This is a genomic window from Streptomyces sp. NPDC046335 (assembly GCF_055587985.1).
The window spans coordinates 224,845-237,178 of sequence record NZ_JBVJFF010000007.1 but is presented as its reverse complement, the minus strand read 5'-3'; the positions used below and the strand labels follow the sequence as shown (position 1 = coordinate 237,178).

General features: G+C 71.8%; 11 protein-coding genes. 5 read left to right on the top strand and 6 right to left on the bottom strand.

Going from position 1 to position 12,334, the window contains the following annotated elements; translation table 11 throughout:
• The first annotated feature begins 70 nt into the window (after window positions 1–70).
• The 4 genes from ACZ6JY_RS19040 (at window position 71) to ACZ6JY_RS19025 (ending at window position 3,766) form a co-directional block, all read left to right on the top strand.
• Complete coding sequence (locus tag ACZ6JY_RS19040) at window positions 71–844, top strand: FadR/GntR family transcriptional regulator (RefSeq protein WP_469197150.1); 774 nt, start codon at window positions 71–73, stop codon at window positions 842–844.
• 122 nt (window positions 845–966) lie between these two features.
• Window positions 967–2,457, top strand: a complete 1,491-nt coding sequence (eat, locus tag ACZ6JY_RS19035; protein WP_469197149.1) for an ethanolamine permease — start codon at window positions 967–969, stop codon at window positions 2,455–2,457.
• 57 nt (window positions 2,458–2,514) lie between these two features.
• Complete coding sequence (locus ACZ6JY_RS19030; RefSeq protein ID WP_469197148.1) at window positions 2,515–3,198, top strand: gamma-glutamyl-gamma-aminobutyrate hydrolase family protein; 684 nt, start codon at window positions 2,515–2,517, stop codon at window positions 3,196–3,198.
• Window positions 3,199–3,298: 100 nt separating this feature from the next.
• Window positions 3,299–3,766, top strand: coding sequence for a DNA-binding protein (locus ACZ6JY_RS19025; RefSeq protein ID WP_469197147.1), 468 nt, complete (start codon window positions 3,299–3,301; stop codon window positions 3,764–3,766).
• Between the two features lie 7 nt (window positions 3,767–3,773).
• On the opposite strand, the gene ACZ6JY_RS19020 is transcribed toward ACZ6JY_RS19025, so the two are convergent.
• Window positions 3,774–4,739 carry a LysR family transcriptional regulator gene (locus ACZ6JY_RS19020; protein ID WP_469197146.1) on the bottom strand — a complete coding sequence of 322 codons (966 nt, stop codon included), beginning with the start codon at window positions 4,737–4,739 and terminating at the stop codon, window positions 3,774–3,776.
• A gap of 70 nt (window positions 4,740–4,809) precedes the next feature.
• On the opposite strand from ACZ6JY_RS19020, the gene ACZ6JY_RS19015 reads away from it, so the two are divergent.
• A complete protein-coding gene (locus tag ACZ6JY_RS19015) occupies window positions 4,810–5,994 on the top strand; it encodes a TDT family transporter (RefSeq protein WP_469197145.1) in 1,185 nt (394 codons plus the stop codon).
• Here ACZ6JY_RS19015 and ACZ6JY_RS19010 read toward each other — a convergent pair.
• The 5 genes from ACZ6JY_RS19010 to ACZ6JY_RS18990 form a co-directional block, all read right to left on the bottom strand.
• Window positions 5,921–6,640: a helical backbone metal receptor gene (locus ACZ6JY_RS19010; RefSeq protein ID WP_469197348.1), complete on the bottom strand. Its 720-nt coding sequence runs from the start codon at window positions 6,638–6,640 to the stop codon at window positions 5,921–5,923. The two genes, ACZ6JY_RS19015 and ACZ6JY_RS19010, sit on opposite strands and share 74 nt — an antisense overlap.
• Before the next feature lie 16 nt (window positions 6,641–6,656).
• Window positions 6,657–7,232, bottom strand: a complete 576-nt coding sequence (locus tag ACZ6JY_RS19005; protein WP_469197144.1) for a helix-turn-helix domain-containing protein — start codon at window positions 7,230–7,232, stop codon at window positions 6,657–6,659.
• 150 nt (window positions 7,233–7,382) lie between these two features.
• Window positions 7,383–8,378, bottom strand: a complete 996-nt coding sequence (locus tag ACZ6JY_RS19000; RefSeq protein WP_469197143.1) for a hypothetical protein — start codon at window positions 8,376–8,378, stop codon at window positions 7,383–7,385.
• A 171-nt stretch (window positions 8,379–8,549) separates the two neighbouring features.
• Window positions 8,550–11,159 (bottom strand): ABC transporter permease/substrate binding protein, encoded by a 2,610-nt coding sequence (locus tag ACZ6JY_RS18995; protein ID WP_469197142.1) that lies wholly within the window; start codon window positions 11,157–11,159, stop codon window positions 8,550–8,552.
• On the bottom strand, window positions 11,152–12,297 hold the full coding sequence (locus ACZ6JY_RS18990) for a quaternary amine ABC transporter ATP-binding protein (protein WP_469197141.1): 1,146 nt from the start codon (window positions 12,295–12,297) through the stop codon (window positions 11,152–11,154). Before ACZ6JY_RS18990 ends, ACZ6JY_RS18995 begins: the two co-directional genes overlap by 8 nt.
• Between the last annotated feature and the right edge of the window lie 37 nt (window positions 12,298–12,334).

Sequence of the window (12,334 nt, the reverse complement as noted above, 5' to 3'; positions counted from 1 at the left end):
AAGCCTCCTTGGGTCAGCCGAGGGCCATAAGGTATTGCGGAGAACCTTTGCTTGGGAAGGGGGTGCGGGCATGTCGCACACGGAAGAGGACACCTCGCCCGTGCGGGGCGTGGGGAGCGCGCGGGCGCCGCAGGACGACGACCGGCTGACCCCGGTGCTGCGTCCGGTGCGCGCGGGCAACGGCTTCGAGGAGGCCCTGGAGCAGATCCTCCAGGTCGTACGCCTGGGCCTCGTGCCCGGCGGCGAGCGCCTGCCGTCGGAGCGGGAGCTCGCCGACCGCCTCGGCATCAGCCGCGTCACACTGCGCGAGGTCCTGAAGGTGCTCCAGGACCAGGGCCTCGTCGAGTCGCGGCGCGGGCGGTACGGCGGCACCTTCGTGCGCCGGCGCCCCGGGGCCGCGGGCGAGGACGAGCTGCGCCGCAGGGTCGTGGACGTGGACGTCGAGGACGCGCTGCGCTTCCGCGAGGTGCTGGAGGTCGGGGCGGCCGGGCTCTGCGCGGCGCACGGTCTCGACGCGGGGCAGGCGGACCGGCTGCGGGACGCGCTGGCGCGGACGCATGACGCGCCGCTGGCGGAGTACCGCCGCCTGGACACCCTGCTGCACCTGACGCTCGCCGAGCTCTGCGGATCGCCGACGCTGACCGCGCAGTACGCGGCGGTGCGGGCGACCGTGAACGAGCTCCTGGACTGCATCCCGCTGCTGGTACGGAACTTGGAGCACTCCCAGCGTCAGCACACCGCGCTCGTCGACGCGGTGCTCGACGGGGACGCGGACGGGGCGCGGGAGATGATGCGGGAGCACTGCGCGGGTACGGCGGCGCTGTTGCGGGGATTCTTGACGTGAGGGCACACATTAACCACGCGGTAACGCACGGGTCTTGATTTCCGCCGCCCGGGGCGGCAAAGGTATGGCTCCGTTCCATTAAGCCGCCCGTCGCAGTGCCGCCGCCGCATAGGAGCCGTGCCATGACCGTGGAATCCTCCGATCCGGGTCCCGTCGGACCACGTCCCGCCGCACCGGGCGCCGCCGAACCTCGCCCCGCCGAACCGGCGGACGACTACCTGGAGCGCAGGTCGCTCCGCCGGGGCAACGCGGGCTGGGTGCTGCTCACCGGCCTCGGCGTCGCCTACGTCGTCTCCGGCGACTTCTCGGGCTGGAACTCGGGCCTCGCGGAAGGGGGGTTCGGCGGCCTCGGCATCGCCATGGCGCTCATGGGCGTGATGTACGCCTGCATGGTCTTCTCGCTGGCCGAGCTCTCCTCCGTACTGCCCACGGCCGGCGGCGGCTACGGCTTCGCGCGCCGGGCGCTCGGCCCCTGGGGCGGCTTCCTGACCGGCACGGCCATCCTCATCGAGTACATCCTGGCGCCCGCCGCGATCTCCATCTTCATCGGCGACTACGTGGAGTCGCTCGGCCTCTTCGGTCTGACCTCGGGCTGGCCGGTCTACCTCGCCTGCTTCGTCGTCTTCATCGGCATCCACCTCTGGGGCGTCGGCGAGGCGCTGCGGTTCAGCTTCGTCGTGACCGGCATCGCGGTGGTGGCGCTGCTCGTCTTCGCGGTCGGCGCGTTCATGGAGTTCGACGCCTCCCGGCTCAATGACATCCCCGTGGACACGGACGCCCTCGGCTCCAACTCGTGGCTGCCGCTGGGCCTGCTGGGCATCTGGGCGGCGTTCCCGTTCGGCATGTGGTTCTTCCTCGGGGTCGAGGGCGTGCCGCTGGCCGCCGAGGAGACCAAGGACCCGGCACGCACGCTGCCGAGGGCGATCCGCTGGTCGCTCTGCATCCTGGTCTTCCTCGCCCTGCTCACCTTCTTCGCCTCGGCGGGCGCGCGCGGCTCGGCGGCCATCCAGTCGGCGGGCAATCCGCTGGTGGAGGCGTTGCAGCCGGACGGCAAGGCCACGGGCCTGAGCCGCGTCATCAACTACGCCGGGCTCGCGGGCCTGGTGGCCTCCTTCTTCTCCCTCATCTACGCGGGCTCCCGCCAGCTCTTCGCGCTCTCCCGGGCCGGCTACCTCCCCCGCTTCCTCTCCCTGACCAGCAGCCGCAAGGCGCCCTACCTGGGCCTCCTCGTCCCCGGCGCGATCGGCTTCGGGCTCGCGGCGGCCACCGGGGACGGTGCCCGCATGCTGAACGTCGCGGTGTTCGGCGCCACCATCTCGTACGCCCTGATGTCGCTGTCGCACATCGTGCTGCGCCGCCGCGAGCCGGACCTTGAGCGGCCCTACCGCACCCCCGGCGGCGTCCTCACCTCCTCCGTCGCGCTGGTCCTCGCCTGCGCGGCGCTGGTCGCGACGTTCCTCGTGGACGTGACGGCGGCGTTCATCGCGCTCGGGGTGTACGTGGTCGCGCTCGCCTACTTCGGCCTCTACAGCCGCAAGCACCTGGTGGCGCGCGCCCCGGAGGAGGAGTTCGCTGCGCTGGCGGCGGCCGAGGCGGAGCTGGCACGCGACTGACGACTGACCGCCGCGCGGCGGTGGCACGGTGAACATCACCAACACGAGGGGAGTTCAATGAACAGGCCACTGATCGGAGTCAGTACGTACTGGGTGCCGAGCGCGAGCTGGGGCGCCTGGGAGCTGCCCGCGGCCCTGCTGCCCGCCGGGTACCCGCTCCTGGTGCAGGCGGCGGGCGGCCTCGCCGCGATGCTGCCGCCGGACGAGCCGGAGAGGGCCGCGTCGGCCGTCGCCCGGCTCGACGGCGTGGTGATCGCGGGCGGCCCTGACGTCGACCCCGCGTGCTACGGCGCCGAACGGGATGAGCGCACCGGCCCGCCCGCGCCCCGGCGGGACGCCTGGGAGCTGGCCCTGATCGAGGCGGCCCTGGACTCCGGAACTCCCCTGCTGGGCATCTGCCGTGGCATGCAGCTCCTGAACGTGGCGCTGGGCGGGACGCTGGTCCAGCACCTGGACGGCCACTCGGAGAAGGTGGGCGCGTTCGGCACCCACGCGGTGCGGCCGGTCGCGGGCACGCTCTACGCGTCGATCGCCCCGGACGCCTCCACGGGCGTCCCGACCTACCACCACCAGGCGGTGGACCGCCTCGGCAAGAACCTCGTCGTCTCGGCCCACTCGGAGGACGGCACCCCCGAGGCCATCGAACTTCCCGGCCCCGCCTGGACACTTGGCGTCCAGTGGCATCCGGAGATGGGGGACGACACACGGGTGATGGAGGCGCTGGTCAGAGCCGCATCCTGAGCCGGCCCGGGGCCGCCGCAGCGGCAGCCGCAACCCTTGCAAACACTCTGTTCACAACGAGAGGTTGACAGTATCTTGTGTGCGGGCGCACGCTGATCTCATGACAGCCACTCCCGAGCGGCCCCCCGGCGCCGCCGACCCCTTCACCGCACCCCACCCGGAGCAGGCCCGCGCCCAGCGGGTCTACGCGGCGCTGATGCGCGTCGCCGAACGGCACGGCGCCGACGACGAGCAGCGGCGCAGGCAGGCACACCCCACGGTTCTCGGCCCCCACGAAGCGGTCAGGCTGGTGTCGTTCCTGCTCAGCGGCGCCGCGAAGCCGACGGACGGCGAGCCGGACGTGGACCATGCCGACATCACGGCGGCGCTGACCCTGCTGCCGCTGGTCCGCGGCGAGCTGGACGAACTGGAGACCGGGCTGCTCCAGATGGCGCGGGGCCGCGGCATGACCTGGCCGGAGATCGCCTTCGGCCTCGGCCTCGGCACCCCGCAGGCCGCCCGGCAGCGGTACGAGCGGCTGGCCTCCCGTACGGATACGGGCGACTCGGACCGGGCGGCGCGGGAGTAGCCGCCGCTCACGCCGTGCGCGTGCCGGGGCCGTTCCTCGTCAGGGTCAGGAGGTCCCGCGCCGGGCCCGCCGGGCGGTGGCCCGTCGGCCAGACCGCTCGCAGTTCGCGGCGCAGGCGCACGTCACGCAGGGGGATCTCCACCAGGCGGCGGGCGGCCAGCTCCTCGCCCACCGCCAGCTCGCTCAGGACCGAGGGGCCCGCGCCGCTCACCGCCGAGGCCTTGACCGCCGTCGTGGAGGAGAGCTCGATCAGCGGGCGGGCGAGGCCGCCGAGCGCCGCGTCGAGCACCTGGCGGGTGCCGGAGCCCTCCTCGCGGAGGATCAGGGGCGTGGCAGCGAGCTCCGCGGGGTCGAGCGGCTTGTCGCGGCGCGCCCACGGGTGCGAAGGGGCCGTCACCACGACCAGGCGGTCGTGCGCGATGACCACGTCGTCGAGGCCGCCCGGCACCGTCAGGCCCTCGACGAAGCCGAGGTCCGCCTCACCGGCGAGGAGCCGGGACGCCACGGCCGCGGAGTTGCCCGCGAGCAGCGACACCGCCGTGTCGGGCCGCTGGGTGCGCAGGGCGATGAGCCAGCCCGGCAGCAGGTACTCGGCGATGGTCATGCTCGCCGCCACCCTGAGCCGTGAGTCCCGCCGGTCGCGCAGCGCCTGCGCCCCCGCGTCGAAGGCCTCCGCCGCCTCCACGATCCGCCCCGCCCAGTCGGTCACCAGGGCCCCGGCATCCGTGAGGCGCGAGCCGCGCGGCGACCGGTCGACGAGGGCCACGCCGAGCTGCCGCTCCATGGCGCGGACCCTGCTGCTCGCGGCGGGCTGCGTGATGCCCAGCTCCCGCGCGGCCCGCCCGAGACTGCCGAGCCGCGCCACGGCGAGCAGCAGCTGGAGCCCCCCGAGATCGGGGACCCGGTGGGCGAGTGAGGCCTGCGGCGAAGCGGGGTCGAAGGGACGGGAAGGCGGTACAGGGGACGAGCTCATAAAGCCAGCTTATGTGCCCATAGGAAGAGCTCTCCTGGTGACGGTCACCGCTCCGTACGACAGTTAGGCCATGGTCACCGCCGTCCCACCCTCTCGTACCGCGTCGTCCGGCGCAGCCGCAGGTCAGGCCCCCGAAGCCGGTGCCCGGGCGTCAGGCGTCCGCCACCTCGGGCCCAACTGGTACGCCTGCGTCATGGGTACCGCCATCGTCGCCAACGCGGGCGCCGCCCTCCCCTACGGGTTCCCCGGGCTGCGCACCGCCTGCACCGCTGTCTGGGCGCTGTCCCTGGTGATGCTCGCCGTGCTGCTCGTCGCCCGCGCCGCGCACTGGGCGCACCACCGCGACCAGGCCCGCGCCCACCTCCTCGACCCGGCCGTCGCACCGTTCTACGGCTGTCTGTCGATGGCCCTGCTCTCGGTCGGCGCGGGCGCGCTGCTCGTGGGCGAGGACTGGATCGGCACCGGCGCGGCGCTCGCCCTCGACACCGTCCTGTTCACCCTCGGCACGGCCATCGGCCTCGCCGCGGCCGTCGCCATCCCGTACCTGATGGTGGTCCGGCACCGCATCACCGCCGACCAGGCGTCGCCGGTCTGGCTGCTGCCCGTGGTCGCGCCGATGGTGTCGGCCGCCGTCGGCCCGCTGCTGGTCCCGCATCTGCCCCCGGGCCAGCCGCAGCAGACGCTGCTGTACGCCTGCTTCGCGATGTTCGGCCTGAGCCTGCTCGCCACCCTGGTGATGCTGCCGGTGATCTTCGCCCGTCTGGTGACCGCGGGCCCGCTGCCGACCGCCCTGACCCCCACGCTCCTGCTGGTGCTCGGCCCCCTGGGGCAGTCGACGACCGCCGCCGACAAGTTCGCGGACGTCGCGCCGGGCGTCCTGCCCGCCCCGCTCGCCCGCGGCTTCCTCGCCTTCGCCGTGCTCTACGGAGTGCCCGTGATGGGCTTCGCCCTGCTCTGGCTGGCCCTCGCGGCAGCCATGGTGCTGCGCGCCCGGCGCGAGGGCATGGGCTTCGCGATGACCTGGTGGGCGTTCACCTTCCCCGTCGGCACCTGCGTGACGGGCGCCGAGGGCCTCGCCCGGCACACGGGCCTTGCCGCCTACGACTGGCTCGCGGCCGGTCTCTTCGCCGCCCTCGCCGTCGCCTGCGCCGTGGCCCTCGCGCACACCCTGCGCGGCGTCCTCAACGGATCGCTGCTCGCAGCGCCGCGCCGAGCACCGCGGGAGCCCGGGCCAGCGAGGGCCCGTACCAGGTGAGGTGGCGGCCGCTGACCAGGGCGATCGACGGGGAGTCGGGGAACGCCTCGGGGCCGTCGTCGGGTGTGAAGCGGTAGGGCTCGTCGGGCAGGACCAGCAGGTCCAGGTCCGGGCTCCGCAGTTCCTCGACGGAGACCTTCGGATAGCGCTCGGCGTGAGCGGCGTACGCGTTGTCGACGCCCAGGCGCGCCAGGACGTCGCCCGCGAACGTGTCGCGGCCGAGGACCATCCACGGCCGCCGCCAGACCGGGACGGCCGCCCGCAGCCGGGCCGTGGGGGGCGGCAGGTTCCGCCACGCGGTCTCGGCCTCCCGGAGCCAGCGGGGGCGCCCGGCGCCGCAGGCCACGAGGACCCGCTCCAGCTCCACGAAGGCCTGGGGCAGCGTCCGCACCTCGGTCACCAGGACCTCGATGCCGGCCGCCCGCAGCGCCGCCAGGTCGGGGGCGCGGTTCTCCTCCTCGTTGGCGATCACCAGGTCGGGCGCGAGGGCCACGACGCGGGGCACGTCCGGGTTCTTCGTGCCGCCCACGCGGGTGACGTCGAGGCCCGCCGGGTGGGTGCACCACTCCGTCGCCCCGACCAGCGCCCCCGGCACCGTGACGGCGACCGCCTCGGTCAGCGAGGGCACGAGGGAGACGACCCGCAGCGGTCCGCGCGGCACGTCAGCGCCCCCCGTCGTCCACCGCCTCGATGTGGTCGCCGACGGCGACCACCAGGACCCGGGTGTCCGGCACGGTGGCCCGCCACCGGTGGCGCACACCGCCGGTGAGGAAGAGGGAGTCGCCGCGTCCGAGGCGGTAGGCGCGGCTCTCCGCCTCCATCTCGACGGCACCCTCGATGACGTACATCAACTCGTCGTTGCGGTGCTGGAATTCGCGGCCCTCGTCGTGGTCGCCGATGAACTCCAGGGCGTGCAGCTGATGGTGGCCGCGCGCCAGTTCCCGTACGCGCGCCTCGGGTGTCGAGTGGTCCAGGTCCGTGTCGTCGTCCGCGCGCACGACCTCGACGGTGCGGGCCGGGTCGGCGGCGGCCAGGAGCTCCACGTCGGTGGTGCACAGAGCGTCGGCGACCCGTTGCAGGGAGCGCATGCTGGGCCGGGCGCGCTCGTTCTCGATCTGGCTGAGGAACGGCACGGAGAGGCCGCTGCGCTCGGCGACGACGGCGAGGGTGAGTTCGAGCTGCCTGCGGCGCCGCCGCACGGCCGAGCCCACCCGGAGGGTCTCCTTGTGCTCGTCCATCGCCTCGGCTCCCTTCAGCGCATCGTCCACTCTCAACCCTGAGGGGTTGTCTGCACCCTACGCATGTTCGCCGGACGGTTCTGCCCCGTTGCCGGGACCGCCCGTCACTCGCCTCCCACCGCGGGTACGGAAAAGCTCCGGCCGCCGACCTTACTTCCCGAGTTCGCGCCAGTAGAGCAGTTGTCCGGATTCGCCCGGGGCGGAACCCTCGCGGGGCACGAACAGGCTCACGAGGAGAGCCGGTTCGCCGCGCGGGTCGGTCAGCAGCGTGGCGGAGGGGTTGGCGAAGGCGCGGCTGCCGCCGTGGGTGCGGATGTCGAGGCGGTCGGCGCGTCCACTCGGGGGATCGTAGGCGTACGTGGCCCAGCTCCCGAAGTCCCCGCGCCGCCCCTGTCCCTCGACGAGGACCACCCGCTGACCGCCGAGCTCGACGGGCGCGCGGTCCCCGATGTTGCCGCCGTTGCCCTGGGACCGCACGGCCCGGTCGAGCCGCCGGTCGGGCTCGGCGTGCCAGTGCCTGAAGCCGGTGAGCGTGGCCCGGAGCTGGCGGTCTGTGTCGCAGCCCGCGCGGTAGTGCCCGGTGAGGTGGACGGTCGCGCCGCGCACCGCGGTGATGCTCGGCGTGCCCTCGGCACAGCGCGACAGGGTGAGCGGCGCGTCGAAGGAGTGCCGGGCGCGGCCCGCGAGGAGCGCCGCGACATCCTCGTACGACCGCACGGCGATGTGGTTGCGCGGGTCCTTCTCGTGGGCGAGGACGTAGCCGCCGCGGCCGTCGTGGGCGAGCGAGGCCTGGTGGGTGCCGGGGCCGAAGTCGTGGCGGCGCTGCCAGTGGAGCAGGTCGGTGGAGGTGGCGACCGCCGCGTGGAAACGGCCGTCGGCCAGGAGCGTGTGGTAGACGGCGAGATAGCTGCCGTCCTGGGCCTGCTCGATCTGCGCGGCGTCCATGGTGCGCCCGGTGTGGTCCCGCATGTCGTAGCGGTGCCCGTCGGCGGCGGTGACGTCCCCGGCGAGCGCGGCGAGGCGCGCGGTGGCCGCGGACGCGGGGGCGGCCTCCGCCCGCGCGAACTGCGCGACGAGCAGGGAGGCGGCCAGGGCGAGGGCGGCGGCGAGGTAGAGGCGGGCCGTCCTTGGCTGCCTGGCGTTCACGGGGCTCACGTTCGTTCGGTTCTGTTCCGGATGACCCGGTTCCGGATGGTTCTGTTCCGGATGGGGCGGGCCCAGTCGAGATTAGGCACCGGGACGGCCCGCGGGAACGCCGGAAGGGGTGGGCTTCGCCACAGGGCGAGGCCCACCCCTCCAGAGGGTGCCGCGGTGGGACTACTTCGCGGAGGTCATCTTCTCCTCGAAGCCCGGGTTCTTCTTCAGCCAGGCGTCAACGGCCTTGGGCTCGTTGTTCTTGCCCGCCTTGTTGATCTCGTTTTCCAGGCTCGCCAGCTCCGGCTCGCTCATCTTGAAGTTCTTGAGCCACTTCGTGAGCTGCGGGTACTGGCTCGGGAAGTCCTTGCCGGAGAGCGTGCGGATCGTGTTGCCCTTGCCGAAGCCGCCCTTGGGGTCCTTCAGCTTGGTGAGCTTGTACTCGCTGTACGCCCAGTGCGGCGACCAGAGCAGGACCGCGACCGGCTCCTTCTTGGCGTACGCGGCCTTCAGCTCGGTGAGCATCGCCGGGGTCGAGCCCGCGGCGATCTCGTACTCGTCCTCCAGGCCGTACCCGGGCAGGACCTTGTCCTTGAGCGCCTGCATCACGCCGGTGCCCGGCTCGATGCCGATGATCTTGCCCTTGAACTTGTCGCCCTTGCCCTTGAGGTCGGCGAGCGACTTGACGTCCTTGACGTAGGACGGGACGGCGACCTCCAGGGAGGTCGGGCTGTACCAGGAACCGAGGTCCTTGAGGTTCGCCTTGTTCTTCTCCCAGTACGTCTTCTGGGCGGTGGGCAGCCAGGCGTCGAGGTTGAGGTCGATGTCACCCTGCGCGAGACCGGTGTAGGCGGGGCCCACGTCGGCCGGCGTCAGCTCCATCGTGTAGCCGCGCTTCTCCAGGACACGCTTCCACAGGTTGGTGACGGCGATGTTCTCGTCCCAGGCGAAGTACGCGGCCTTCAGCGGACGCTTCTTCTCCTCGCCGCCGGTGTTCTTCGGCAGCGGGGCGAGCTTGTTGACGACCTTGGGGTTCTTCTTCAGCCAGGCGCGGACGGCGTCCTGCTGCTTGCCCTTGCCGGCCTTGTTGATCTCCGCTTCGAGGCTGGTGAGCTGCTTCTCCTCCATCGAGAAGTTCTTCAGCCACTTGGCGACCTGCGGGTTCTCCTTCGAGAAGCCCTTGCGCGCCAGCGAGTGCACGCCGTCGCCCTTGCCCCAGGCGCCCTTCGGGTCCTTGAGCTTCTTCAGCTTGAAGTCGTTGTACGCCCAGTGCGGTGACCAGAGCGGGACGACGATCGGCTCCTTCTTGTCGTACGCCGCCTTCAGCTCGGACAGCATCGCCGTGGTGGAGCCGTCGACGACCTTGTACTCCTTGTCGAGGCCGTACTCCTTGAGGATCTTGCTCTTCAGGAGCTGCATCTCACCGGCGCTCGGCTCGATGCCGGTGATCTTGCCGCCGAACTTGTCGCCCTTGCCCTTGAGGTCGGCGAGCGAGTCGACGTCCTTCATGTAGGCGGGGACGGTCAGCTCCAGGGACGTCTGGTCGTACCAGGAGCCGAGGTCCTCCAGCTTGTCGCCGTACTTCTTCATGTACGTGGCGTGCGTCGTCGGCAGCCACGAGTCCGTCTGGAAGTCGACGTCGCCCTGGGCGAGCGAGGTGTAGAGCGGCCCCGCGTCCAGGAGGCTGGCGTTCACCTTGAAGCCGCGCTGCTCCAGGATCTCCTTCCAGAGGAAGGTGGAGGCGATGCCCTCGTCCCAGTTGATGTAGCCGATGTTGATTTCCTTGCCCTGGCCGACGTTCTTGGAGTCGGCCACGGACTCGGTCTTGTCATCGGTGAAGATGCCCATGCCGCCCGCGACGAGCGCGAGGATGACGACACCGACGCCCGCGACGACGGGCCGGGGACGGTAGTTCCACAGGTTCAGGCCCTGCGCGGCCCGCAGCTTGGCGAGCGCGCGGCGGCCGAGCGGGGAGACCTGGCCGCCGAGACCGCTGGTGACGCGGTCCAGGTAGATGGCGAGGATCACGATGGAGACGCCCGCCTCCGCGCCGAGACCGACGTCGAGCTGGCCGATGGCCGCGTTGACGTCGGCGCCGAGGCCCGGGGTGCCGACCATGCCGGTCAGGGCCGCCATGGACAGGCCGAGCATGATGACCTGGTTGACACCGGCCATGATCGTCGGCAGCGCCAGCGGCAACTGGACGCGGAAGAGGGTGTTGCGGGGCGTGGTGCCGAACGCGTCGGCGGCCTCGACCAGCTCCTTGTCGACCTGGCGGATGCCCAGCTCGGTCATGCGCACGCCGGGGGCGAGCGCGAAGACGATCGTGGCGACGATGCCCGCGGGGGCGCCCATCCGGAAGAACAGCAGCGCCGGGATGAGGTAGATCATCGCGGGCAGCGTCTGCATGAAGTCCAGGACGGGCCGCACGATGCCGCTGACCGTCTTGGAGCGCGCCGCCCAGATGCCCACGGGCACGGCGATGACCAGCGCCACGAACGTCGCGACGAGCACCAGGGCCAGCGTCATCATCGCGTTGTCCCACAGTTCGAGGGAGACGATGAACGCGAAGCCCGCGAAGGACAGGATGCCGCCGACCACGCCGCGCAGCCAGAAGGCGACGATGGCGAGGATGCCCGCCATCAGCAGCGGCTCGGGGGCGGAGAGGACGTCGTAGACGCCGTCCCACATGTTCTGGAAGAGCGTCTTGATGAACGCGAACAGCCAGTCCATGTTCGTTCTGAGCCATTCGACCGAGTCATTGACCCAGTCGCCGAAGGGAATCCTAGGCACCGCTGCTCACCTTGCCCACGCTCTTGCCGCCGTTGTCCTGCGCGGTCTTGCCGCCGTCGTCCTGCGCGGCCTCGTCGGCGGAGCCCTTCGCGAGGGCCTCCACCGCGTCCTCGGACTCCATCGGCTCGCCGAGCACGGCGAGCAGCCTGGAGCGCGGCACGACTCCGATGAGCGTGCCGTCCTCGTCGGTCACGGCCACCGGCACCACGCTGGTGGAGCAGGGCGTGAACAGCTCGATGATGGGAACGTCCGCGGCGACCGTGGCGGGCGCGTCTGCCTGCACGAAGCCGTCATCGGGGTCGGCCATGATGGCGCCCGCGGTCAGGACCCGGGAGCGGTCGACGTCCTGCGTGAACGCGGCGACGTAGTCGTTGGCCGGGGTGACGAGGATGTCCTCGGAGGTGCCTATCTGGACGATGCGGCCGTCGCGCATGACGGCGATCTGGTCGCCCAGGCGCATGGCCTCGTTCAGATCGTGGGTGATGAAGACGATGGTCTTCTTCAGCCGCTTCTGGAGGACCAGGAGCTGGTCCTGCATGTCGCGGCGGATCAGCGGGTCGAGCGCGCTGAACGACTCGTCCATGAGGAGCAGGTCGGCGTCGGTGGCGAGCGCGCGGGCCAGGCCCACGCGCTGCTGCATGCCGCCGGACAGCTCGTCGGGCCAGGACTTCTCCCAGCCCTTGAGGCCGGCGAGCTCCAGCGCCTCGATGGCGCGCTTCTCGCGCTCGGCGCGCGGGACGCCCTGCACCTCCAGGCCGTAGCCCGCGTTCTCCATGACGCTGCGGTGCGGGAAGAGCGCGAAGTGCTGGAAGACCATGCTGATCTTCTTGGAGCGCACCTCGCGCATCTCGCGGGCGCTCAGCTCGGTGAGATCCTGGCCGTCGAAGCGGACGTGACCGGCCGTCGGCTCCGACAGCCCGTTGAGCATGCGCAGCAACGTGGACTTGCCGGATCCGGAGAGACCCATGACGACGAAGATCTGGCCCGGCTCTACCTCGAAGGAGGCGTCGATCACGGCGGCGGTGGTGCCGTCGGCGCGCAATTCCTCTCGGTCGGCTCCGTGGCGGAGTTTCTCCACCGCGTCATCGGGTCGTCTGCCGAACACCTTGTACAAGCGCTCGGCCTGAAGCCTGGACACATACACCTCTCGGGTTGAACCAAGACGGCCCGCCTCC